This is a genomic window from Listeria aquatica FSL S10-1188 (assembly GCF_000525795.1).
Lineage (GTDB): Bacteria > Bacillota > Bacilli > Lactobacillales > Listeriaceae > Listeria > Listeria aquatica.
In genome coordinates this window covers 115,906-140,414 of record NZ_AOCG01000003.1, presented here as the reverse complement: position 1 = coordinate 140,414, position 24,509 = coordinate 115,906, and the positions used below count along the sequence as shown (strand labels likewise).

23 protein-coding genes and 5 pseudogenes are annotated in these 24,509 nt (G+C 40.8%); 14 read left to right on the top strand and 14 right to left on the bottom strand.

Translation table 11 applies throughout. The features are described from left to right. Positions 1-41 precede the first annotated feature (41 nt). The 8 genes from MAQA_RS14825 to MAQA_RS03190 form a co-directional block, all read right to left on the bottom strand. Positions 42-143 (bottom strand): arginine deiminase family protein, encoded by a 102-nt coding sequence (locus MAQA_RS14825; protein ID WP_206537514.1) that lies wholly within the window; start codon positions 141-143, stop codon positions 42-44. Continuing rightward, positions 124-900, bottom strand: coding sequence for a dimethylarginine dimethylaminohydrolase family protein (locus tag MAQA_RS03210; RefSeq protein WP_206537513.1), 777 nt, complete (start codon positions 898-900; stop codon positions 124-126). Before MAQA_RS03210 ends, MAQA_RS14825 begins: the two co-directional genes overlap by 20 nt. A gap of 39 nt (positions 901-939) precedes the next feature. Then, positions 940-2,394 carry an APC family permease gene (locus tag MAQA_RS03205; RefSeq protein ID WP_052008430.1) on the bottom strand — a complete coding sequence of 485 codons (1,455 nt, stop codon included), beginning with the start codon at positions 2,392-2,394 and terminating at the stop codon, positions 940-942. 173 nt (positions 2,395-2,567) lie between these two features. Next, positions 2,568-2,735, bottom strand: coding sequence for a hypothetical protein (locus MAQA_RS16010; RefSeq protein WP_277619929.1), 168 nt, complete (start codon positions 2,733-2,735; stop codon positions 2,568-2,570). Continuing rightward, positions 2,669-3,409 (bottom strand): ornithine carbamoyltransferase, encoded by a 741-nt coding sequence (locus MAQA_RS03200; protein ID WP_206537511.1) that lies wholly within the window; start codon positions 3,407-3,409, stop codon positions 2,669-2,671. The genes MAQA_RS16010 and MAQA_RS03200 overlap by 67 nt, the downstream gene beginning before the upstream one ends. Further along, positions 3,358-3,510 (bottom strand): hypothetical protein, encoded by a 153-nt coding sequence (locus tag MAQA_RS14815; RefSeq protein WP_206537510.1) that lies wholly within the window; start codon positions 3,508-3,510, stop codon positions 3,358-3,360. Before MAQA_RS14815 ends, MAQA_RS03200 begins: the two co-directional genes overlap by 52 nt. Positions 3,511-3,813: 303 nt before the next feature. After that, positions 3,814-4,203 carry a tautomerase family protein gene (locus MAQA_RS03195; protein WP_036071306.1) on the bottom strand — a complete coding sequence of 130 codons (390 nt, stop codon included), beginning with the start codon at positions 4,201-4,203 and terminating at the stop codon, positions 3,814-3,816. 13 nt (positions 4,204-4,216) lie between these two features. After that, the gene (locus tag MAQA_RS03190; protein ID WP_036071304.1) at positions 4,217-4,984 is read right to left on the bottom strand and encodes a DeoR/GlpR family DNA-binding transcription regulator; all 768 of its coding nucleotides are present in this window, start codon (positions 4,982-4,984) and stop codon (positions 4,217-4,219) included. 221 nt (positions 4,985-5,205) lie between these two features. Here MAQA_RS03190 and iolA point away from each other — a divergent pair, with 221 nt between their 5' ends. The 6 genes and pseudogenes from iolA to MAQA_RS03160 all read left to right on the top strand — a co-directional run bounded on the left by iolA (position 5,206) and on the right by MAQA_RS03160 (position 12,294). Then, positions 5,206-6,672: a methylmalonate-semialdehyde dehydrogenase gene (gene iolA, locus MAQA_RS03185; RefSeq protein WP_036071301.1), complete on the top strand. Its 1,467-nt coding sequence runs from the start codon at positions 5,206-5,208 to the stop codon at positions 6,670-6,672. A 17-nt stretch (positions 6,673-6,689) separates the two neighbouring features. After that, a complete protein-coding gene (gene iolB, locus MAQA_RS03180; protein WP_036071299.1) occupies positions 6,690-7,511 on the top strand; it encodes a 5-deoxy-glucuronate isomerase in 822 nt (273 codons plus the stop codon). A 12-nt stretch (positions 7,512-7,523) separates the two neighbouring features. Beyond that, positions 7,524-8,495, top strand: a complete 972-nt coding sequence (iolC, locus tag MAQA_RS03175) for a 5-dehydro-2-deoxygluconokinase (protein ID WP_036071353.1) — start codon at positions 7,524-7,526, stop codon at positions 8,493-8,495. A 23-nt stretch (positions 8,496-8,518) separates the two neighbouring features. Further along, positions 8,519-10,436: pseudogene (gene iolD / locus MAQA_RS03170) on the top strand (3D-(3,5/4)-trihydroxycyclohexane-1,2-dione acylhydrolase (decyclizing)). A gap of 18 nt (positions 10,437-10,454) precedes the next feature. After that, positions 10,455-11,333: a class II fructose-1,6-bisphosphate aldolase gene (gene fba / locus MAQA_RS03165; RefSeq protein WP_036071296.1), complete on the top strand. Its 879-nt coding sequence runs from the start codon at positions 10,455-10,457 to the stop codon at positions 11,331-11,333. Positions 11,334-11,427: 94 nt separating this feature from the next. After that, positions 11,428-12,294, top strand: coding sequence for a sugar phosphate isomerase/epimerase family protein (locus MAQA_RS03160; RefSeq protein WP_036071293.1), 867 nt, complete (start codon positions 11,428-11,430; stop codon positions 12,292-12,294). A 185-nt stretch (positions 12,295-12,479) separates the two neighbouring features. Here the strand turns inward: MAQA_RS03160 and MAQA_RS03155 are convergent, their stop codons facing one another. The 3 genes from MAQA_RS03155 to MAQA_RS03145 all read right to left on the bottom strand — a co-directional run bounded on the left by MAQA_RS03155 (position 12,480) and on the right by MAQA_RS03145 (position 14,745). Next, complete coding sequence (locus MAQA_RS03155) at positions 12,480-12,872, bottom strand: hypothetical protein (protein WP_036071291.1); 393 nt, start codon at positions 12,870-12,872, stop codon at positions 12,480-12,482. Between the two features lie 81 nt (positions 12,873-12,953). Beyond that, on the bottom strand, positions 12,954-13,301 hold the full coding sequence (locus MAQA_RS03150; protein WP_036071288.1) for a magnetosome magnetite crystal formation protein family: 348 nt from the start codon (positions 13,299-13,301) through the stop codon (positions 12,954-12,956). A 106-nt stretch (positions 13,302-13,407) separates the two neighbouring features. Next, positions 13,408-14,745: an MATE family efflux transporter gene (locus tag MAQA_RS03145; RefSeq protein ID WP_036071285.1), complete on the bottom strand. Its 1,338-nt coding sequence runs from the start codon at positions 14,743-14,745 to the stop codon at positions 13,408-13,410. Between the two features lie 174 nt (positions 14,746-14,919). Here MAQA_RS03145 and MAQA_RS03140 point away from each other — a divergent pair, with 174 nt between their 5' ends. The 7 genes and pseudogenes from MAQA_RS03140 (at position 14,920) to MAQA_RS03110 (ending at position 21,540) form a co-directional block, all read left to right on the top strand. Continuing rightward, positions 14,920-15,402: a MarR family winged helix-turn-helix transcriptional regulator gene (locus MAQA_RS03140; protein WP_036071283.1), complete on the top strand. Its 483-nt coding sequence runs from the start codon at positions 14,920-14,922 to the stop codon at positions 15,400-15,402. Beyond that, positions 15,399-17,124: pseudogene (locus MAQA_RS03135) on the top strand (ABC transporter ATP-binding protein). The gene MAQA_RS03140 and the pseudogene MAQA_RS03135 overlap by 4 nt, the downstream one beginning before the upstream one ends. Beyond that, positions 17,121-18,935, top strand: a complete 1,815-nt coding sequence (locus MAQA_RS03130) for an ABC transporter ATP-binding protein (RefSeq protein WP_036071281.1) — start codon at positions 17,121-17,123, stop codon at positions 18,933-18,935. The pseudogene MAQA_RS03135 and the gene MAQA_RS03130 overlap by 4 nt, the downstream one beginning before the upstream one ends. A gap of 107 nt (positions 18,936-19,042) precedes the next feature. Next, on the top strand, positions 19,043-19,339 hold the full coding sequence (locus tag MAQA_RS03125) for a rhodanese-like domain-containing protein (protein ID WP_036071279.1): 297 nt from the start codon (positions 19,043-19,045) through the stop codon (positions 19,337-19,339). Then, positions 19,336-20,983, top strand: a pseudogene (locus tag MAQA_RS03120) (FAD-dependent oxidoreductase). The gene MAQA_RS03125 and the pseudogene MAQA_RS03120 overlap by 4 nt, the downstream one beginning before the upstream one ends. A gap of 1 nt (position 20,984) precedes the next feature. Further along, positions 20,985-21,279 (top strand): annotated as a pseudogene (locus MAQA_RS03115) (rhodanese-like domain-containing protein). Continuing rightward, positions 21,255-21,540, top strand: a pseudogene (locus MAQA_RS03110) (metal-sensitive transcriptional regulator). The pseudogenes MAQA_RS03115 and MAQA_RS03110 overlap by 25 nt, the downstream one beginning before the upstream one ends. Before the next feature lie 38 nt (positions 21,541-21,578). On the opposite strand, the gene MAQA_RS03105 reads toward MAQA_RS03110, so the two are convergent. Then, positions 21,579-22,205, bottom strand: coding sequence for an FMN-dependent NADH-azoreductase (locus MAQA_RS03105; protein WP_036071277.1), 627 nt, complete (start codon positions 22,203-22,205; stop codon positions 21,579-21,581). 162 nt (positions 22,206-22,367) lie between these two features. On the opposite strand from MAQA_RS03105, the gene MAQA_RS03100 reads away from it, so the two are divergent. Continuing rightward, positions 22,368-23,534, top strand: a complete 1,167-nt coding sequence (locus MAQA_RS03100; RefSeq protein ID WP_036071275.1) for a GNAT family N-acetyltransferase — start codon at positions 22,368-22,370, stop codon at positions 23,532-23,534. Between the two features lie 33 nt (positions 23,535-23,567). Here the strand turns inward: MAQA_RS03100 and MAQA_RS03095 are convergent, their stop codons facing one another. After that, entirely contained in the window at positions 23,568-23,780 is a 213-nt protein-coding gene (locus MAQA_RS03095) for a helix-turn-helix domain-containing protein (RefSeq protein ID WP_036071272.1), read from the bottom strand. Between the two features lie 64 nt (positions 23,781-23,844). Then, the gene (locus MAQA_RS03090; protein WP_036071269.1) at positions 23,845-24,264 is read right to left on the bottom strand and encodes a cyclic nucleotide-binding domain-containing protein; all 420 of its coding nucleotides are present in this window, start codon (positions 24,262-24,264) and stop codon (positions 23,845-23,847) included. Positions 24,265-24,509: the final 245 nt, after the last annotated feature.

Genomic DNA, 24,509 nt, shown 5'->3' with positions numbered 1-24,509 from the left:
ACAGTTTACGGCACCTAACTAGTTTCTTGTAAAAAAAAGAATTAACCTCTTTCAAGCGGGAATGTCATACAGTGCGGACCGCCACCACCTTTTAGTATTTCTTCGAGATTGATTTCAATCACTTCAAGACCTAGCTCTTTCATTTGGCGATTGACTTCTACGTTGTTTTTTAAAAGAAATGACTTTGTTGTTTCCAATATTTTGCAGGTTACAGTGATGCTTGAAGACTCCTTCTTGAGGGACGTTAATCAATGTGAATCCTCGCTTTTCTAGCATCCGAATAAACCATTTTGGTAAGGCTTCTTTACAAACGACAGCAATTTTTTCGCCGACAATATTGAAACACATATCTAGATGGAGATTTTCTCGTTCACATTCTACGCCTACCATGGTGTAGCCTAGTTCTCGCATTTGTCTAGCGACATTGTTATACCCATCCCAGTCAGTGCGGGCGATGACTCCATGTGCAATGGTATATTCATCGAGGAACCAAAAATCTCCGCCTTCAAAAGCGCCAGAAGTGGTTCTAGCCACGACAGGGACACCGAGTTCTTTTAGCTTCGCTTCATAAACAGCAGATTCACCAGTACGAACGGGTTCTCTAAAGGCCCCCATAATCACACCTTCAGCAATGCTTGCTCCGAAATCTCTGGCATAAACTTGATAAGCTAATTTGGGATCGGGCTCCATCAATATGACTTCTACACCATTATCTTCATAGGCCTTTACTAATTCAGCATGTTCTTCCATTGCTTTTGAGTGGTCTGACTTAAAGCCTTCTTCTAGCCATTTTTCTGTAATAACGTTGATGGGTTGAAATTCATGGTATGTGGGGGGACATAAAATGACTTTTTTTTTAAAGGAGTAGTAGCACTGTTGTTCCAGATTTTTTTTTGACATGATTTTTTTTCTCCCTTCCTATTCGAAAATACACTATTTTTAATCCTCTTTTTTTCCGTGTAAACTTCCTAAAATGAGTTCCGAACGCTCAGTTTCACTCATACTCTTATCTCGGAAAAAGTAAAGTACAATTCCAAGTCCTAAAAGTACGATTAATAAAATATATTCTGATGGCCAGTTTAGTGCTGCTGGACTAATAGGGATAAGCATGGTGAGAAGTAAAGCAATCGACACAATACTTCCGTAAATCATCATGGGTTTTCCACCAGGCATTTTCACTGATCGAGGTAGATCTGGATATTTACTTCTAAGTCGAATCACTGAAAATAGTGTGGAACCCCAAAGGATAATGTAAGAAACTGCGGCCACATTTACTAGTGGAATGAAAAGAGATTGCCCTACGAACAAAACGATAACGGCGATTGCCGAAACAAAGAAAATAGCTGTTGTTGGCGTTTTATATTTACGATGAAGTTTCGTGAATTTTTTAGGGATCAAGCCGTATTCACCCAAAGAATAAAGCAAACGAGTTGCGCCGAAAAAGACGGAGTTATAAACACCGATGACACCAAGACAAGCAGCAAAAAGAAGTAATGTTCCTAGAAAAGGAAAACCGATTCTTGTCATTGCGGTTGCGAAAGGTGCTGTGACGCCGGACATTTCTTGCCAAGGCATTAAACCAGTAGGCACAATCAGTGTTAGAATATACATCGTAATGGCAACCCCGACCGAAATGACGACAGATAATCCTATTTTTTTCACAGAAACCCCAGAGGATGCTTCTTGGGCGCCTTTCGAGATCGTTTCCCATCCCGCAATAGAAAATGGAAGCATAGCCAAAAGACTAAGCGAGCCATCTAAAGTTCCTTTTATTTGCAAGGGTTCCAGATTTGCTGGGTCAAAATTTATGGCTCCAATCACAACGCAAATTAAAGCAAGGATAATGATGATAGAGGTGTTGATCGCTGAGAATTTAGAAGATAGTTTTGTTCCTCTGTATTGCAAAAAACCGATACCAATAATCACAACGAGTCCTAAGAGAATGGCCGGAAGTGTGACAGCTGCGCCTCCGATCGTATATAAAGCGGGAGCCTTATCGATCGCTGGAATCATATAGGAAAGCATCCGTGTAATAGCTAGAACTTCCCATGCACAGAGAATGATATTCACTAAAACGCCAAACCAACCGACGATCATACCAATGAAGTTTCCAAAGCCCAGATAGGCATAGGAAAGCTCACCGCCAGCAAGAGGGATCATTGGAACTGCTTCATAGTAGGCCAAAACTAGTGGAAGTTCTACTAAGAAACAGGCTATAAAAGCGATTAACGAATTAACCGGACCTCCCGCAGCATCTAGCCAAATTCCGGTCATAAGTAACCAAGATGAACCGAAAACGGCACCAATTCCCATTCCTAGATAGCCCCAGATACTAATAGATTTTGACAATGTTCTTCCTGATGTTTCACCACTTTTTAATTGTTTTGTGTCCATATTCGACCTCCAAGTGAAGGGAAGCCATGACAAAATTAGTAGGTCAGGAAAAATAAAAATGACTTTTTTAAAATCCTCAAGTTTCCTGACCCATTTGTTTTTAAAAGACTTTAAGGCATGAACTACTAAATGTTTACCAATTTTTGTCTCAACCTCGCCTTTAATGTGTGTCTTTATTTAATAGTTGTTGCAACCAGTACTGCTTTTACAGTGTGCATACGGTTTTCGCCTTGATCCCAGACGACAGATTGTGATCCTTCAATGACTTCATTCGTCATATCTTCTCCGCGATATCCAGGCAAGCAGTGCATGAAGATAGCATCTTTACGAGCTTTTTCCATAGCTTGTTGATTAATTTGGTAAGGCATAAATTCTTTGATTCGTTTTTTCTTTTTTGTTCTTCATTTTCTCCCATACTATGCCAAGTGTTGCCATAAACTACGTCTGCATCTTTCAAAGCTTCATCAAAGTCCTGCGTAATAACTACCTTCGAACCGGAAACAGCAGCATGCTCATTTGCGATACGAAGAATTTCAGGATCTGGATTATAACCTTTAGGCGCTGCCACGTAAATGTCCATTCCAAACATGGCTGAACCGATCATGAGAGAATGACAAACATTGTAAACGTCCCCTGCATAGCAAACTTTCAATCCTTTAAAGTCCCCTTTTTTCTCTTTGATTGTCACTAAGTCAGTTAATCCCTGACAAGGGTGTTCAAGAGCAGTTAAGGCGTTGATAACTGGATTTTTCATATATTGTGCAAACTCTTCTACAATTTCTTGCCCAAATGTTCGAATGTACAGACCGTCGAAATAGCGATCGATAATTCTAGCAGTATCGCGAATCGGTTCCCCGCGGCTAAGTTGTAGTTCATCGGGACGTAAGTAAAAAGATTGTGCTCCTAAAGCTGTTGCTGCTGCGTGGAAAGAATTTCTGGTCCGAGTACTTTTCTTTTCAAAAATCATCCCAAAAGAACGATCTCGCAAGTAGCATGTGGTTCGCCCATTACCCATTTACGCTTTAAGTCCTGAGTTAAATCAATTAGTTCTGTCATTTCTTCTTTCGTAAAGTCTTTTAAACCTAAATAATCTCTTCCTCGAAATTTGCTTCTCATTTTTTGTTTTCCTCCTATACCTTTTCAAACGGCCGGATAGAAAAGATAGATTAGTTAAATTGTTAAAGCTTTAACATTACATCTTTATTATATAGAAAGCGCTTTCTTTTTACTATAGTCGAATTCTCCAAAATTAAACTGGTTTAGTGTAGAAAAATACACCTTCTTGAAAAGAGCATTTCGCTAGTAGAAGAAAATGGAGGTAGACAGAAGGAAGAGAGGTTTCGCTTAAGAAATCTAAAAAGACCTCACATTTTTTCTTTTTGCTTCAAAAGAAAAATGTGAGGTCGTTATCGTTCTGATTTAAAGTTTTCCAGTCAAAAATTGAGCTTCGCCGTATCCGAATGACCAATCTGCATCGCCATTTTCAACAATGGAAATCATCACATCGCGAGGTTCGATTTGGCATTCATCTAAAAGGCGTTCTGTGACTCGTTTGTAAAAAAGTTGTTTTTGCTTTTCTGAACGTTTTTTGCTTGTCACTCGAATAACCAGTTGGTTGTCTGAACGGTCAAAGCCAAGTCCGGTATCAAGCAGAATCATCTCAGACGGGTCATGTAAATTCAAAATTTGATAGCGATCGCGTTCTGGCACTTCAAAAGCTTCTACAACCGCCGTGTGGATGGCATCTAAAACTTTCTTGTTTTCCGTGGGCGTTTTCCCGCGAAGCATATCGATATTCAATAAAGGCATTTAAATTCCCTCCTTATTCCGTGGGCGTAATGATTTCAACATCGTGTTTCTGGCAGTAATCTTGATAGGTATCCGGTAGTGTGTTAGAAGTTACTAAATAATCGAAATCAGAAAGCGCTCCATAAGTTAGTAAAGCGGATTTCCCGGCTTTGCTATCATCAACCATCAGGATTTTCTTGCTCGCTTTAGTCATCATTCGTTTTTTGATTTCATATTCGAGATTATCAGAGTTCATCACACCGCGCTCATAGGAAAAAGCGGTGGCAGCCATAAAGGCCTTTGTGACGTTATATTTATCAAAAAATGACCAGTTTTCAACGCCAACAAAGGATTTTGTTCGATGTTTCAGCGTTGTACCGATTACGATGATTTTAACATTGTCCATTTTGCTTGCTAAGTTAATAACATCTAAATTATTTGTGATGATGGTTACATTTTTAGCAGCAGGGATGTGTTGAACGAGATAACGAGTCGTCGTTCCAGAATCAATAAAAATTAAATCATCATTTTCGATTAAATGAGAGCCAAGTGAACCGATCGCTTCTTTTTCAAGGTGATTCGTGATATCCCGATTTTCAAATGGAAGAAGTTCGTTTTCATTTGATAAGACAGAAACAACGCCACCATAGACTTTCTTAATTCGGTTCGTCTCTACAATTTTATTGATATCACGACGGATCGTGTTTTTCGAAACGTTAAAATGCTCACACAAATCGTCAAGGCTCACAGTTCCCTGAGCATGGATGTAATCTTCGATTGCTTGAATTCGTTTAACTTTCATGGGTAGGCCACCTTTATTTATATTGGTAATGTTACATGTTCTATTTATATCATATTATCAAAAAATAATCAACACTTACTCTTTTTTGGTTAAAAATGTACATTTTTTTAGATGTTTTCCTTGACGAAAATAATGTTATCAACTATTATATATAATATAATCAAAAAATAACAAACTTGTCCAAAACGTGGTCATGTTTGTGAGTGTAGAGGAGAATGATCATGACGGAAATTCGGAAGCTTAAAAACTACATAGGTGGCGAGTGGCGCGAAAGTAAGACGGAAAATTTTGAAGACGTTTACAATCCAGCGACTGGAGAAATCATCTGTCGTGTTCCGATTTCAACAAGAAGCGAATTGGATGAAGCAGCTAAAATTGCTGAAAAGGCTTTTGAAAGTTGGAGTAAAGTGGCTGTTCCGAGGCGAGCACGGATTTTATTTGCTTTCCAACAGTTGTTGATTGAGCATAAAAAGGAACTAGCAGAACTGATTACGATTGAAAATGGGAAAAACCTTTCTGAAGCGCTTGGCGAAGTAGGGCGTGGTATTGAAAATGTTGAGTTTGCGGCAGGTTCGCCGTCGCTTATGATGGGAGACTCTCTTTCTTCGATTGCAACAGATGTTGAAGCAACGAATTATCGCTATCCAATCGGAGTGGTCGGCGGGATTGCTCCATTTAACTTTCCGATGATGGTTCCTTGTTGGATGTTCCCGATGGCGATTTCTGTTGGAAACACGTTTATTTTGAAACCATCAGAAAAAACGCCTTTATTAATGGAAAAACTGGTTGAGCTTTTTGAAAAAGCAGGCCTTCCGGGCGGCGTTTTAAATCTGGTTTACGGGGCCCACGATGTTGTAAATGGAATTTTAGAAAACCCGATTATCAAAGCGGTTTCATTCGTTGGCTCAAAACCTGTTGGGGAATACGTTTATAAAACAGGTAGTGCAAACTTAAAACGCGTTCAAGCTTTAACGGGCGCGAAAAACCACACTATTGTTTTAAATGATGCCGATTTAAAAGAAACGGTTACGAATGTGATCGCGGCAGCATTTGGATCAGCGGGGGAAAGATGTATGGCTTGTGCGGTTGTTACGGTAGAAGATGGCATTTATGACCGTTTTGTCGCAGCGCTTAAAGAAGCAGCAGAAAATGTGAAAATGGGAAATGGCCTCGATGATGGGGTTTTCCTTGGACCGGTTATTCGCGAGGAAAACAAAGCACGGACGCTTTCGTATATTGAAAAAGGGCTTGAAGAAGGTGCGAAGCTAACTCTTGATGGACGAAAAGAACTACCAAATAATGGTTTCTTCGTTGGCCCAACCATTTTTGAAGAAGTTACAACGGATATGACTATTTGGAAAGATGAGATTTTTGCGCCTGTACTTTCGGTTATGCGCGCGAAAAACTTGCAAGATGCAGTGGGGATAGCTAATCAATCCGAATTTGCAAATGGGGCTTGTCTCTTTACAAACAGTGCAGATGCAATTCGTTACTTCCGAGAAAATATTGATGCGGGAATGCTAGGAATCAACCTAGGAGTTCCTGCTCCGATGGCTTTCTTCCCATTCTCTGGATGGAAATCTTCATTTTATGGTACGCTACACGCCAATGGTAAAGATAGCGTCGATTTCTATACACGCAAAAAAGTGGTAACGGCTCGTTATTCGCAAAAAGCTTTTCGTGACTAGAAAGAGGAGGAGTAAAGATGAGTAAATTACAAAGAAAACCGCAAAATACGAAAATCGCTGCAGGTGTCACGCTCGTTCAAGATATTAACGAAGCAAATTCAGGATTAGAGTATGTTGGGTTTAAAATGATTGATTTAAAACAAGGCGCGATTTACGAAGAAAGTTTGAGCGGTGTGGAATGCTGCGCCGTTGCTCTAGCAGGAAAAATCTCTGTTTCTGCAGGCGGTAAAACCTTTGAAAACATTGGAACGCGTGCGAGTGTTTTTGACAAAATTCCGACTGATAGCGTGTATATCGGAACTGGCGAAAGTTTCACGATTAAAGGGGAAACGGGGGATTCGCGTGTAGCACTTTGTTATGCGAAAGCGGACAAGCCGCTTGATGTCACGCTGATTAAAGCCGAGGATAACACGACTGAAGACAGAGGCAAGTATCAAAATAAGCGACATGTGCACAACATCTTGCCTGATGATAGTAAACTTGCGGATAGCCTTCTTGTAGTTGAAGTATATACGGATGGTGGCAATTTCTCGAGCTATCCGCCACATAAGCACGACGTGGATAATTTGCCAAATGAATCCTTGCTTGAAGAAAGTTATTATCATGAAATTGATCCGGGACAAGGCTTCTTGTTCCAACGTGTGTATACTGATGATCGTACACTTGATGAAACAATGGCGATTGAAAATCGTGATGTGGTCCTTGTACCAAAAGGTTACCATCCAGTTGGCGTTCCAGATGGCTACACGTCATACTATCTAAATGTGATGGCTGGACCGACGAAAATTTGGAAATTCCATAACGATCCAGATCATGAATGGATTTTAGAAAGGGAGTAGTGGATGGAAATGATGAACTTAAATAAAAATAAAGAAGCTAAATTTGATATTATCGCGCTTGGGCGAGCTTGTATTGATTTGAATGCTGTCGAATATAACCGCCCGATGGAAGAAACGATGACCTTTTCAAAATATGTTGGCGGCTCGCCCGCAAATATTGCAATTGGGGTTTCTAAACTTGGCTTGAAAGCGGGTTTTATAGGAAAGATTCCAGAGGACCAACATGGGAATTTTATCAAAAGTTATATGGAAAACTTAGGAATTGATACAAGCGGAATGGTGAGAGATACGGAAGGCCGCAAAGTCGGGCTTGCTTTTACAGAAATTAAAAGCCCAGATGAATGCAGCATCTTGATGTACCGCGAAAATGTGGCAGATCTTTATTTGGAACCGAGTGAAATCTCTGCTTCTTATATCAAACAAGCTAAATTGCTACTGATTTCAGGGACTGCTCTTGCGCAAAGCCCATCCCGAGAAGCGGCAATCAAAGCCGTTCAGCTTGCTCGTGAAAATGGTGTCTTTGTCGCATTTGAACTGGATTACAGGCCGTATACGTGGCATTCGGAAGAAGAAACAGCAGTTTATTATTCGCTTGTTGCAGAGCAAGCAGATATTGTTATTGGGACGCGTGATGAATATGATATGATGGAAGGGAAAAAAGGTGATAATGAGCAAACTGTGGAAAGCCTTTTCAAACATCATGCAAGCCTTGTAGTTATCAAGCATGGCTCGGAAGGGTCAAACGCTTATACAAAAAACGGACAAATTTACCAAGCTGGCATTTACAAAACGAAAGTGCTCAAGACATTCGGGGCGGGTGACTCCTATGCCTCCGCATTCTTGTACGCGCTCTTCCAAGAAAAAGATATTGAAACCGCTCTCAAATATGGAAGTGCATCTGCATCTATTGTCGTCAGTAAGCACAGCTCGTCTGATGCAATGCCGCAAGCTTCGGAAATTGAAGCCTTAATTGGCGCTAAGTAACAAGAGAGATGGAGGGAACGGAAGTGGCATACGAAACAATTCGACTCACAACAGCGCAAGCGTTAGTAAAATTCTTAAATGCGCAATATATTGAATTTGATGGCGAAGAAACACCTTTTGTAGAAGGAATCTTCACTGTTTTTGGGCACGGAAATGTGCTTGGAATCGGTCAAGCGCTATCAGAAGATCGTGGACACCTGAAAGTATTCCAAGGCAAAAATGAACAGGGAATGGCACATGCGGCGATCGGCTTTGCAAAACAAAAAAAACCGTCGCAAGATTTTTGCTTGTACAGCTTCTGCGGGACCAGGTTCAGCAAACTTTACAGCAGCGGCGGGGACGGCACTTGCGAACAATATTCCGGTACTTTTTCTCCCAGCTGATACCTTTGCAACACGCCAACCAGACCCAGTTTTACAACAACTTGAGCAAGAATCGAGCATTTCGATTACAACGAATGATGCACTGCGAGCGGTTTCCCGCTACTGGGACCGAGTTGAACGCCCAGAACAACTAATGAGTGCTTTGCTCCGAGCTTTTGAAGTGATGACAAATCCAGCAACGGCAGGACCTGCGACTGTTTGTATCGCACAGGATACAGAAGGTGAAGCATACGATTATCCCGCTGAATTTTTCGAGAAAAGAGTGCATTACATCAACCGAATGATTCCGACTGAACGTGAAGTGACGGGCGCTGTGAGCATGATTAAAGAAAGCAAACGTCCAGTTATCATTGTAGGCGGAGGGGCGCGCTATTCTGGCGCACGTCGTGAGCTAATCGAGCTTTCGGAAACTTGTAATATTCCACTTGTTGAAACACATGCTGGGAAATCGACTGTTGAGTATACCTTCGTGAATAACCTCGGAGGGACGGGGATTTTAGGAACGCTTGCTGCCAATAAAGCGATTCGTGATGCTGATCTTGTGATTGGCATTGGAACGCGCTATACCGATTTTACGACGAGCTCGAAAACGGCGTTTAATTATGACAAAACGAAATTTTTGAATATCAACGTGAACCGGCCACAAACGTATAAATTTGATGCGTTTCAGGTGGTGGCAGACGCGAAAACAACGCTTCTTAAATGGATACCGCTTCTTCAGGAGTATAAGACGAGTTATGGGGATGAAATCGGTAAACTTAAAGCGGAATGGGAGGCAGAGCGAGAACGGCTTGCGAATATTAAGTTCGATCGAGCAAGTTTTGATCCAGAAATTAAAGATCAATTTACGCAAGAAACGCTTAATGAATATGCAGACGCGCTTCAAACGGAATTTACTCAAACAGAAGCACTCATTACGATTAATGATACGATTGCAGAAGATAGTATTGCTTTAACATCAGCAGGATCACTTCCAGGAGATATGCAGCGACTTTGGAACCCGAGCGTTCCTGAAACTTATCATTTGGAATATGGATTCTCTTGTATGGGTTATGAAATTAATGGGGCGTTAGGAGCCAAAATAGCTTGCCCAGATCAAGAAGTCTATGCGCTAGTTGGGGACGGAAGCTTTGTGATGCTTCATTCTGAACTGCTGACTTCTCTTCAAACGGGTTATAAATTAAATATCATGTTGTTTGATAATTCCGGATTTGGTTGCATCAACAACTTGCAGATGGAAAATGGAAGTGACAGCTTTTACTGTGAGTTCCGTGACAAGGATCAAAACGTGATGAATGTTGATTATGCGAAAATTGCTGAAGGTTATGGGGCTGTCGTTTATCGCGCGAATACGAAAAAAGAACTGGAAGCGGCTCTTTTAGATGCGAAAAAACAAGACCGAACTACACTTATTGAAATGAAAGTTCTACCGAAAACTATGTCAGATGGCTATTTAGGATTTTGGAATGTTGGTGTATCGGAAGTTTCAACGAAGGAGCAAGTCTTAGAAGCTTCAACAGAACGTGCAGAAAAATTGAAAAAAGCGAAGCGCTATTAAGGAAAAGGGGGAACCCGGATGGCATTTGTTTCATTGAATCATTGTTTGAAGGATGCGAAAGAAAACGGCTATGCTGTGGGACAATTTAATATCAATGGCCTGATTTGGATTCAAGCGATTCTGCGGACAGCAGAGCGCTTGAATTCCCCGGTTATTGTTGCTGCCTCGGACCGGTTAGTTGATTATCTTGGTGGATTTAAGACGATTGCGGGGATGGTTCACGAGTTGATGCGGGAAATGAAGATTACTGTTCCGGTTGTGTTGCATTTGGATCACGGGCAAAGTGTCGAACGCTGTTTTGCGGCCATTGATGCGGGTTTCAGTTCCGTCATGTATGACGGTTCGCATCTTCAAATAAAAGAAAACATCCAAAATACGAAAAAGGTAGCAGATTATGCACATTCGAAATGGGTGTCTGTCGAAGCGGAAGTCGGTTCTGTCGGTGGAATGGAAGACGGGCTCGTTGGTGGGATTAAATATGCTGACTTGAATGAGTGTGTGGAACTTGTTTCTTGCACAAAGGTGGATGCGCTAGCTGCAGCACTTGGTTCTGTGCACGGAGAATATCAAGGCGAACCGAAGCTTGGCTTTACTGAAATGGAAGTGATCAGTAAAGCGACAGGCGTTCCTCTTGTATTGCACGGGGCATCAGGTATTCCATCACAGCAAATTCAAAAAGCGATCGCACTTGGGCATGCTAAAATTAATATCAATACGGAGTGTAATCTAGCTTGGCGAAAGAAAATGACAGAAACGCTCACGGAAAATCCAGAAGTTTTTGAGCCGCGTGCGCTTACACTACCAAGTCTTGTTGCCATAGAAGAAGTCGTGGAAGAAAAAATGCGCGAATTTGGTTCAGTGAATCGAGTAAGCGAAATGGTCGCAAGAAGAGGGTAGAGTGAAAAAACACAGAATGGACATTGAGCAATCAAGTTTTGACTAATTATCTGTGACTAAGGTTTTCAACTGATTGTAAATAGGGGGAATACATATGAAACTTGCTTATGATCCGTCCCATTACAGGGATAATACGAATCTGCGAGACACGGTTGACCATGTAGCAAGGCTTGGCTATGAGTACTTGGAACTTTCACCACGAAAAGATTTTATTTGGTTTTATGAATATCCCAAAGTGGATAAGCAGCTGATTACGGATTTAAAGCGCTACACAAAGGATGCAGGTGTTAAAATCTCATCGGTCCTTCCTGTCCAACAATGGTCTTCACCAAATGAGGAAGAACGAAAAGCCGCTGTTCGCAACTGGAAGCGTTCCATCGAAATCACTTCCGAACTAGGTGTTGATTTAATGAATACGGAGTTCAGTGGGAATAAACGAATGCCTGTAGAAAGTGAAGCGGCTTTTCTTCGTTCTATGGAAGAGTTGATACCGCTATTTGAAAGAGAAGGGATCAAGCTTAACTTGCAAGCCCATCCGAATGATTTCATCGAAACGAATACGGAAGCGATTCGAATGATTCGGGCGCTGGATAAAGATTGGATCAAATATGTCTATTCAACGGCTCATGCTTTTTATTATGATGACGGGGTCGGGGATGTTGCGAAACACTTTGAAGAAGCAGGAGATTTACTTGCTCATGTGCTTTTTGCGGATACGCTCAATCATAAAGCAGCTTTTGGACTGCGTTACATTATCAATCCGCCAGATGCTGATGTCACAATTCACCAACATCTCAATATCGGGGAAGGCGAAGTGGACTTTGACACACTGTTTGCGGAACTGCGCAAGATGAATTTTGATGGCATCGCGACAAATGCCGTGTTTGCCTATCCAGACCGGCCAGATTGGTCGAATGAAGTAACTCTTAAGAAAATGAAAGCAGGTCTTGGGATTGAATAAGTGAAAAAGAGGAGGGCAAGCCCGTATTGGCTTGCCCTCCTTTGTTATTAATCAAGAAAAATATTTTTAGATGTTTAGAAGACAGATGATTTGGCATCATTATAGTATCTATAGACTATAAAATACAAACATAGAAAAAACGGAATTTTAAAGCTAAAACTTTTAGTTTTAAATTCCGTTTTTCATTAATCATTTGATTTCACAGCTTTGCCGCTACTTTTTTTGCCGCCTCGGAAGGTAAAGAAAATGAGGGCTAATATGGCTGCGATGATGCCGCTTAAGATGGAGATTAAGGTGACGACAAGCATCGATGCTACTTGCATGACACCAGTAATGATGATGACGGCAAAAAGTCCATAAAGAAAGCCAAAGAAGGCAAAGCGTAGCCAAGTCGCATTTTTACTGAATCCGTAATAGATTTCCGCGATCGTTGCGCCAACGAGGATGAGCGGTGCCGCAATCAGGATGGCTGCGAAGATGAGCTCCGCGTTTAGCTTTCCAAAAAGGATCGCTTCTACACCAATGCAAGAAAAAATGCCTAGGATAAATACGGTTAAATAAGCGAAAATAAAGCGCATGTATGTCACACTCCCTGTTCTTGTTCCAGTTTTAGTATATCAAAAAAGAGCCGAATTTGCTGTTTCGACTCTTTTTAATCTTTATTCGGTTATATAGTAGCCTTCTGTTTCATCGTGTACGAGCATTTTAACGCCGCGAATGATGTTGAAAAAGAAAAGCAAAATCGAAACAATGATGAAGGAAACAACGGCTGTAAAGGCAATGAATCCAGCTGTATTTGCGCTATCTGTACTAATTTGCACGAGTGAAAAAATCGCGAAAGATAAAAATAAACTGATGGCAGGAAGCACGTGTGTGGCAAGCGCCGTTTTGGCGTGATGCTGAACTTCCTTATCGTCTGCGAATACCCAGATGAAAAGTGGGACTACAATCGGCGCAAAAAGTATACTGAAATAACTGAGCGATTTCGCAACTTTATGGCTGTTCATAAAAATCATCCTTTCCTTTATCGTAATTTCATTATAAAGGAAGGATGATTTTGGTTCATTCGAATGAAGTGACAATTTGTCAGATTCGGATGACAGTTTTGTAAGATTAGAGAACAGATTTGAGTGTCCAAACTTTACTACGCCACCTCTTGAACATTAAAGCGGAGCGAATTCCTTCGTCGATGAGGTAAGCAAGCCAAACGCCAACAAGGCCAAGCCCGGCTGTGATGCCGAGTAAGTAAGAAAACGGCAAGCTGACAATCCACATGACGATGAGCCCAACAATAAATGGAAAGCGCACGTCTCCAGTTGCATTTAAACTGCTGATTAAAATAATATTGGTTGCACGGAACAATTCCAGTCCGATGGAAAGCAAGAAGAGTTGTTTGACCATATGAATGACAATCGCGTTGCTTGTGAAAAGACTCATCACTGGTTCTGCGAATACATAAAGTAAGATGCTTACGACAAGTGCAATTCCAAGTCCGATTTTCCAGCTCCGCAAGCCTTGCTCGTAAGCTCGGTCAAGTTCTTTTGCACCAACGGCACGTCCGATGATGATTTGAGAGGCTTGACCAATCGCGATGGCAAACAAAGCTACAAACTGGCTAACGCTCGATGCGTAAACTTTTGTCGTGAGCGCTTCTGTTCCAAGTAAGGCAATGATCGCTGTAACAACAAGTTGTGAACCAGCATAAGACATGTTTTCTCCAGCAGACGGGAGCCCTAGTTTTAAGATGGCGAACAACAATTTCTTGGAACAAAGCTTTATTTTTTTGAACGTAAAGAGGTAACCGATATGTTTTTTTAGCATCCAAATAGCAAGGACCATACCGACAAAGTTGGCAATCATTGTTGCTATTCCAACTCCGGCGACCCCTAAATCAAGGAAGCTCAGTGAACCATAGAGGAAGAGATAGTTCCCAACCACGTTGATAATGCTGATCGTGATGGGAACAAGCATAGCTTGGCGTACGTATCCATGAACTCGCAAAATCGGTAAGATGGAAGAATGGATGGCAATGATGATCGAGCTTCCGCCGATGATTTCAAGAAATGGAGAGCCGACTTGAATGAGTTCTTCGCTTAAACCAAGCCACCGCAAGAAGGTATCGCTTAGAAAGATAAAAACAATGCTCATCGCGATGCCAATGAAAAAGGCAACGATGAGTCCGTTTGTGATGATTTTTTCGATCATATCATGCTTTCTTGCTCCAAGCATTTGGGCTACTAAAATTTGAACGCCAACGCTAATGAAGCCATACATGATGACAGAAATCACAAGGATTTGATTGGCTACACCTGTCGCAGCGACGGCTTCGTCCGAATAATGACCAAGCATGAACACATCGACATAGTTAATCATAATTCGTAAAAATTGTTCTAAAAAAATAGGCCAAGCTAGTGCATAAAGCCCCATGTGTTTATGGATCCCTTCCCCCATAAGTATCCTCCCTTAATAGATATTTTCAGTAATAAAGAATTATTATAAGGGAAATGAGTTTGAAAGTATAGAGCGATTTAGAAAAAGTTATCAAAATGATAATTTTTCTCTTGACTTTTTATTCAAAATCCATATAATTAGTTAAGCAAACTAATTAAAAGGAGGGTCAGTTAGATGCAATCAGAAGAGCGGGAATTGGGATATTCGGTCATTCGGGCGTTTATGAACTTTAAGCGAGCAGAGATGATGAACTTCCACATCGATGGTTTTACGAAGGCAGAAATTCGCTTCATGTTTACTTTGTTTCGGGGAATACGAATTAGCGACTCGGAACTTGGCGTGAGCGTAAGCGAAATTGGTAAGCGGCTGGGTGTTTCTCGACCGAGTGTGACGCAGCAAATTAATGCCCTCGAAGGAAAAGGCCTTATAACGCGCATTCAAAATCCGGAAGACAAGCGCGCGGCTTATCTGAATTTTACGGAAAAAGGGAAAAAATTGACGGATCAGATCATTCATTACTTTCATGAAAGTTTTATCGACATGAAGAGTTATCTGGGCGAAGAGGATATGCGAACTTTAATCCGACTTTTGAGCAAGTTGACGGATTATCTGAACAGCAAAGCAAATCATGAAGAAGGAGGCGGCATGCCTAAGTGATACGTTTATTGAAACGCCTGAAATCCTACTGGCTTGGGATTACGGTCGTACTACTACTTACTTTTATTCAGGTCTTAGGGCAGCTTTATTTGCCTACTTTGATGTCCAATATTATTGATAAAGGCATAGTGCAAGGCGATAAGAGCTATATTTGGAAAACGGGTTCGTTCATGCTGCTTATTTCAGCGGGAGCGGTACTGCTTTCTGTGATCATCGTTTACATCGCTTCGAGAACTTCGATGGGATTTGGGCGTGAGTTACGGGATAAAATTTTTAATAAAGTTGAAAACTTTTCTTTGCAGGAATTTAATAAGGTTGGAACGGCTTCACTTATTACGAGAACAACAAATGATGTAGTTCAAATTCAAAATGTACTCTATATGATGTTACGGATGATGGTGATGGCACCGATCATGCTGATTGGTGGGATCATTATGGCGGTGAGTCATGATGCCAAACTGTCACTGATTTTCGTTGTCGTCTTGCCAGTGCTTCTTTTACTTGTAATTGGACTTGGCGGGAAAGCCATGCCGATGTTTAAAAAATTGCAAAAGAAAATGGATAAACTAAATCGAGTGATTCGGGAAGGTCTTACGGGGATTCGTGTTATTCGTGCGTTTAACCGCAACGAGGATGAGCTTACGAAATTTGAAGAAGCGAACAATGATTATGCGGTCACAGCGATTGGTGTTAACAGGTTACTTGCGCTTATGAGTCCAATCATGATGTTAATCATGAATTTAACGAGTATCGCAGTCATTTGGATTGGCTCGCATTTTATCAGCGAGGGCAGTATGATGGTTGGGGACTTAATGGCGTTCATTCAATATGCGATGCAAATTATGATGAGTTTCATGATGCTTTCAGCCGTGTTTATTTTCATTCCACGTGCAGGGGCTTCAGCTGAAAGGATTAACGAGGTGCTCGAAATGCAAGCTGAGATCGTCGATCCTGCCTCCCCTAAAAACGGTGAAAAACCAACTCGTCTGGAATTTAATCAAGCAACTTTCCGCTATGAGGGAGCTGAAAAACCGGTTATTGAAAACATTTCTTTTAAGGCGAAAGCCGGGGGAAACGGTTGCAATCATCGGAAGTACTGGTTCAGGAAAATCTACGCTAATCAACATGATTCCGCGGTTTTATGATGTCGAAACGGGCAGTGTCAAAGTGGATGGTGTGGATGTGCGTGAAATGAGCCAAGCTGTTTTACGAGAAAAAATTGGTTTAGTGCCACAAAAAGCTGTTTTATTTACTGGGGATATTGAATCCAATATGCGATATGGGAAAGAAAATGCGACAGAAGAAGAAATTTGGGAAGCACTTGAAATTGCCCAAGCTAAAAACTTTGTCGAACGTGGCTCGAAAGGGCTTCAAGCACGCGTTGAGCAAGGCGGGAATAATTTTTCTGGCGGGCAAAAACAACGACTGGCGATTGCGCGGGCGCTTATTCGTAAACCGGATATTTATATTTTTGATGACAGTTTTTCAGCGCTCGATTTTAAAACAGATGCCAAACTGCGCAAACGATTAAAATCTGAAACAGAAGATGCTGTGACATTGATTGTGGCGCAGCGAATTACCTCGGTAGTCGATGCCGATCAAATCATCGTACTAAATGAAGGTAAAATAGCGGGCATCGGTACACACGAAGAACTTAAAGAATCGAACGAGATTTATCAAGAAATTATGCGTTCGCAACTTTCAGAGGAGGAGATAGCATGAGTCCAGGACACGGTCATGGTGGAGGCATAGGAATGACTTCAAAACCGAAAAACTTTGGTAAAACTTTATCGCGTCTACTTGGTTATATGAAGCCAAGAACGATTGCTATTTCAGTAGTTTTCCTTTTTGCGATTCTCTCAACGATTTTTAATATTTTTAGTCCACGAGAACTCGGGAAGGCAACAACAGAGATTTTTAAAGGTGTTATGAGTCCAGCTGGAATTAATGACGACAAGATTTTTGATATTTTGTTTGTGGTTTTCCTGCTTTATCTAGGAAGCTCGATTTTCAACTTTATTCAACAATTTGTCATGTCAAGCGTAGCCCAGCGAACGGTTTACGATATGCGGAAAGATTTAAAAGAAAAAATGGCACGTTTGCCGCTACGTTACTATGATACACGTTCAAATGGCGATATTTTAAGTCGAGCTGTAAACGATATGGATAATATCGCTAATACTTTGCAACAGTCGCTTACACAAGCGATTACGGCAGTTGTCCAACTTGTCGGTGTGCTCATTATGATGCTCACGATTAGCTGGCAAATGACGTTGATTGTTGTCGCAACAGTACCCCTAAGCATTATCATTGTTGCAATTATCGCTGGTAAGTCACAAGCATTCTTTGCCGCTCAACAACGAAATCTTGGAATTTTAAATGACACGGTAGAAGAAACTTACGGCGGGCAAACGATTGTTAAAGCATTTGGGCAAGAAAAAGCCACGCTAGGTACATTTGAAACGGTCAACGATGATTACTACAAGGCTGCTAAAAAAGCGCAATTCATTTCGGGAATCATGATGCCGATGATGCAATTTGTTGGAAATCTTGGTTATGTAGCTGTCTGCGTTGGGGGCGGGATTTTTGTCACAAACGGAACGCTTCAAGTTGGGGATATCCAAGCCTTTACACAATACGTTCAATTGTTCTCACAACCCATTTCGAGCGTTGCGAATATCGCGAATGTCATTCAGTCGACCATCGCTTCAGCAGAACGGGTATTTGAAATTATGGATGAACCAGAAGAAACAGATACTATCCCAGAACAAATTCCAGTTGTCGAATCAGAAAAGAATAGCATTGTGTTTGACCACGTAGAATTTGGCTATACACCAGATAAACCACTGATGAATGATTTGAACATTAAAGTGAATGAAGGTCAGATGGTAGCGATTGTCGGGCCAACAGGTGCTGGGAAGACGACGATTATCAACTTACTGATGCGCTTTTATGATGTGAACGGGGGCGCGATTCGTATCGAAGGTGTGGATACGCGCGATATGACGAAAGAAGATGTTCGCTCGAAATTTGGCATGGTCTTACAAGATACTTGGCTCTTTAATGGTACGATTGCTGAAAACATTGCTTATGGTCGTGACGGGGCAACAAAAGAAGAAGTCGTTCAAGCTGCAAAAGCTGCTTATGCGGATGACTTTATTCGCCGCTTGCCAGATGGCTATGACACGATGCTAAATGAAGAAGGTTCGAATATTTCGCAAGGACAAAAACAACTCTTGACGATTGCGAGAGCAATTTTATCAGATCCATCGATCCTCATTTTGGATGAAGCGACATCAAGTGTAGATACGCGTACGGAACTAAACATTCAACTTGCAATGGGGAACTTGATGGAAGGGCGGACAAGTTTTGTGATTGCCCACCGGCTGTCAACGATTCGCGATGCTGATTTGATACTCGTTATGAATCATGGCGATGTTATTGAACAGGGTACTCACCAAGAACTATTAGCTGAAAATGGCTTTTACGCCGATCTTTATAATAGTCAATTTACAGGCGCTCAAGCCGTCTAAGTAAAAGCAGATAGAAAATCATTCGTGATTTCCTATCTGCTTTTTTAATTAGTCTATTTACTTATTATACCCCATGGGGTATAATAAGTGGCGAAGGGGTGAATCCGATGTTTCAAAAAATACCATCCATTCATGTCACTGAACTTGCAGAACTGAAAGGACCTATTATTGTTGATGTTAGAGAGAATCATGAATTTCAAGCAGGGCACATTCCGAGGGCTAAAAATATTCCTCTTGTTAAAATTGCTAGTTATGAGCCGCAAGGAAAAATTTATCTCATTTGCGCAACCGGAATGAGAAGTAAACGGGCTGCGAAAATTCTTTTGAAAAAAGGTTATGAGGTAATAAATGTTCGTGGTGGTATGAGCCAGTGGCAGGGAGCGATTAAAGGAGGAGCAAAATGAAAATCGTAATTATTGGAGGCGTAGCAGGTGGCATGTCTGCGGCGACACGTTTAAGAAGGTTAAATGAAGAAGCAGAGATTATTGTGCTGGAAAAAGGACCTTATGTTTCTTTTGCAAATTGTGGACTCCCTTATTACATTTCAGGGGAAATTAGCGAACGTGAAGATTTACTTATTCAAACCCCAGAAAGTTTACAATCGCGATTTCGGATTGATGTGAAGCCGTTTCATGAAGTTCTAGAGATACGACCAGAGCAAAAGCATATTCTAGTTAAAAATCAAAATAAGACATTTGAAAAGGAATATGACAAACTAATTTTATCTCCAGGAGCAAAGCCGATAAGACCAAGCATTTCAGGATTGGAGGCTGCGGAAAACTTATTTACAGTGAGGTCGGTTCCAGATGTTGATGCGATCGAGCATTTTATCCAAGAAAAAAAATCCTCAAAAGGCTGTTGTGATTGGTGCTGGGTTCATTGGAATAGAAATGGCAGAAAGTCTTGCGAAGCGAGGCATGCAAGTAACCATCGTTGAAAAATCCTCTCATATCTTGCCCCCTCTAGATGAGGAAATGGCCGTTCGAATTGAACAAGAGTTTGAAAAAAACAAAGTTAAACTTCAGCTTGGAAAAAGCGTAACGGCATTTCATGAGGAAGGTAAGCGGATTGAACTCGAGGACGGGGAAATACTTGTTAGCGATTTAACTATTTTTTCAGTTGGTGTTACTCCTGAGTCAAACCTTGCACAAACGGCAGGTATCAAAACAGGGCTTCGTGGCGGCATTATTGTAGATGAGAACTATGAAACAAGTGCGGCAGATGTTTATGCAATTGGGGATGCGATTGTAGTTAAGCAAGAAGTGAATCAGCAAGATACACTGGTTTCGCTTGCCTCTCCAGCAAATCGACAAGGCCGAATGGTTGCAGATATTATTTTTGGAAAGGCTCGACCAAATAAAGGCTTCCTTGGAACGGCAATTGTTCGGGTATTTGCGCTTGTAGCGGCAGCGACAGGACTAAATGAAAAGGCACTTCAGGAGGCGGGAATCTCCTATACGGCACTGCATATCCAAGGGAAAAGCCATGCTAGCTATTTCCCGGGAAATACACCACTTTTTTTGAAAGTGTTATTTGCAAATGAAGACGGTCGAATTCTTGGGGCGCAAGCAATTGGTGAAAACGGCGTTGATAAACGGATTGATATCCTAGCGACTGCAATCAAAGCAGGTATGTCAGTTGCAGAGCTCCCGGAACTTGAACTTACTTATGCGCCGCCATTTGGTTCAGCAAAAGATCCAGTCAATATGGCTGGCTATGTTGGATTGAACCTGCTTGAGGGTTTATCTGAAAGTATCCAGTGGCATCAATTAAATGAAGAAAAAGCGAACGGAGCAATCTTGCTGGATGTTCGGAATCAAGTTGAACTTGAAAATGGTAAAATCAAAGATTCCATTCATATCCCACTTGATGAGTTGCGCAATCGAATTTCCGAACTTAAAAAAGAAATTCCAATTATTGTTACCTGCCAAGTGGGATTACGAGGCTATTTAGCTGAGCGTATTTTGAAAAATGCTGGTTATCAAGTGAAAAATTTAGATGGTGGATTTAGTTTGTATCAAACTATTTTACCAGGAGAGGTGGAATAAAATGTATTTATCAACAACAGCGGCTGAACTCCGTCAAAATACGGCGAACTATCAAATTATTGATGTACGTGACGCAGAAGACTTCAAGAAAGGACACATTCCGGCAGCACGAAATATTCCAATTCATGAACTAGGAGAACGTTTTATAGAACTTGATCCAAAAATTGATTATGCGATTATTTGTTATGCTGGTGGACGATCAGAACAAGCTTCGATTTTTTTTAAGTGGTAAAGGTTATCGGGTAACGAATGTGATGGGAGGGATGGGTGCATGGCAGGGCAGTCTGGTGAATTAATTTATGATGCCAAAATGAAAAATCGGTTAAAACGGTCAGAAGGGCAGATTCGTGGGATTCTAAAAATGATGGAAGAAAAAAAAAGATTGTCGCGAAATAGTAACGCAACTCTCAGCTGTTCGAACAAGCATAGATCGTGTAATCGGACTTGTTGTTGCACAAAACTTAGCGGCTTGCGTAGAAAAAGCCCAACAAGACAGGACAGAGGATACGGAGTCGTACATTGAAGAAGCAATTCAGTTACTTATGAAAAGCAGATAGAAAAAAGGAACTAGCCTCTCTGGCTAGTTTCCTTTTTTTTAAAATTTTTCAGCGAGTAAAGAAGCTTCTTTACGACCTGATTCAATAATAGCTTCTGCCCGGTCAGGTGCAGCGTTGTGTCCTTCAACAACCACTGTTTCGATATTGGTAACGCCAAAGTGATTTAAGACATTTTTGACATAGTTCAAGGACATTTCATAACTTTCCAAAGGACCACCTGAATAGATGCCGCCTCGTGCGTTTAAAAGCGCAATTTTTTTATCACCAACAAGGCCAACAGGTCCTTCCGGCGTATACTTAAAAGTTTTGCCCGCTTGATTTAAGTAAAAGAGGTAAGTTAAGAACTGGGCAGGTATACTGAAGTTCCAAAGTGGAAAAGCCATAACCACCTTATCTGCTTGAAGAAACTGGTTTAAGTAGCCATTTGCAATATCAGCAAGTCGCTTTTCTTCTGATGAAAGAGGTTCACCAGCCACTTCTTTATGTAGTCCATTCATCATTACACCGTCATAATAAGGCAAATCAACTTCAAATAAATTCACCTCTGTTACTTGATCATTAGGGTGACTAGTTTTATAACTTTCCAAGAAATTTTCATATAATGTGACGCTGACAGAGCTTTCAGCCGGACGACCATTGGCCTTGATAAATAGTACATTTGACATATTTGTTTTTCCTCCTAAAAATAAATTCCATTTACTAGTGTAGCTGAATGCGTTAACATTAGCAAGAAAAAAAAGCTTACAAAAAGTTAGTAGGAAGAAGGTAAGAGAAGCGGCATTCCTCACTTAAAAATGCTAAAATAAAAAAGATAGGAGTTGATTGATTTGAAAATCAGAGAAATACAAAAGGAAGAAATTCATCAAATGAAGAAATTGCGGGATTATGCATTCAGAAACTCATCGGGAGGTGGAGAAGAAGATTTTTTCTACTGGATGGATCATGGGAATCGTTTAGGTGCATTTGAAAACGATGAATTAGCAGCCCAAGTTGTGACGTATCCACTTGCGGTCACTCTATTTGGTGAACGCTATAAAATGGGAGGTATTGCCTATGTCGCAACCTATCCAGAGCACCGTCGCGGGGGTCTAATTAGACAACTTATGACAAAATCTATTGAAATGATGAAGGAAAAAGGACAACTCATTTCTTATCTTCATCCATTTGATGTGAGATTCTATCGTAAATTCGGCTATGAACTTGGCTTTCATTCGACCCAACTTCATTTAGAACTGAATCAGTTTACTAGAAAATCAGCAGGAATTGGTCAAATTAAGCGTATCAATCACTCAAGCCCAGAGTTTGCCTTTATAAAAGAAATCTATCACGAATATACCCTAAACCACCAAGGCATGCTTGTTCGGGACGATGCCTGGTGGGATCGACTAGTTCGTCGTGAATTTACAAAAGAAATGGCCATCTATTTTGACGAAAATGGCGAAGCCAAAGGTTATCTATCATTTGCATTTGAAGGAATGAAAATGATTATCCGAGAATTTATCGCATTGACCAGTGAAGCCGAAAACGAATTGTGGGCATTTATTTCAAGTCATGACTCCATGTTTGATGTAGTCGAACTAGAAAATGCAGGAGACATCCAAGAATTTGCGCTAGGCTTAACGAACCCTACCGCCCTTAAAATAGAAGAAGAGCTTTCTTTCATGGTGCGGATTGTGGATGTAAAAGAATTTTTGGCACGTTACCCATTTAAAAAACATGAAGAAGTCCTATACATTCAAGTTCATGATGAAGTAGCTCCGTTTAATAACGGTGTCTATAAGATTGAAGCTGGAACCTTAAAAGAACTAGAGAATGGTGAGGCACAAGAGAACTTGCTTGAAATCGAGATTGGTACTTTGAGTCAAATGCTCTTAGGTGCTACACGACCTCAAATATTAAATGCTTATCAAAAAATAACGGCAAGTGAGGCAACAATTGATTTATTAGAACAAATCATTCCGAAAAGTTCACCACGATTTTATGATCATTTTTAATAAAAAAGAGGACGCCAATTTAGCCTCCTCTTTTTATGAATGAGCGAGAAAATTAGGCTCCAAAATACGTAAAGGCGTGTGCGTGGAAGCAAGTAATCCCTCTTTGACAAGCTTTTTCAAGTGTATCGAAATTGCGCTCTGCGATAAGCCGCACAAAGAAGCGAGCACGGATTGATTAATTGCAGAAGGTAGCAAGACACTCTCTCCTTCGTGTTCACCAGAAGCACTTGCAATAACTCGAAGCATGCAATCAATTCTTTCCTCTGTGGGAAATTTATGAATATGGAAAATAAGCTGAGCCGAACTAAGTTCACGTAATACGGTCAAAAAAAAGAAAATTTAAATGCTTAGGCTGTGCATAGAGATGGTCCATCATAAAGTCGCAATCAATTTTATAAGCGGATAAATTAGAACCTGCTCGAAGTTGGCGTGGAAATAAACTCAGAGATTCCTTGAAGTTATTATATAAGCTTTCAGGCGAATAAAGTTGATTTGAAGTTAAAAAGTAAAGAACTTCACGTTCGTTGTTTTCAGTTGGAGCCTCGACAAACGCGACTCCTGAACGAATTAAATAAAAACAATTAGGAGAATCATTAGGTTGAACAATGATGTCGTTTTTTCTAAAGGAAATCTCTTGGATATAACGAGTTGCAAGATCAGAAGAAGTGTAGAGATAGGTGAGTAATTCTTGCATTTTCACTACAGCGCTATGGTCATCAACAAAGTTCATATCATCCCTCTTTTTGTGAAATATAATACATTTAAAATGATAATCTATAGCATTTTGAAAGTCAAACCACTTGTATGTATTTAAACATTTAAAATGATAATTATAAATGTGAGGGAAATGATAAAAAAAGTATAGCAATAACTTTAATAGCTATCTCCTGAAAAGGCATGTATTTTTATGCAGATAGCTTATCGAATTAAAAAAGTCACCTCATCCATAGCGATGAGGTGACTTTTACAGTGCCC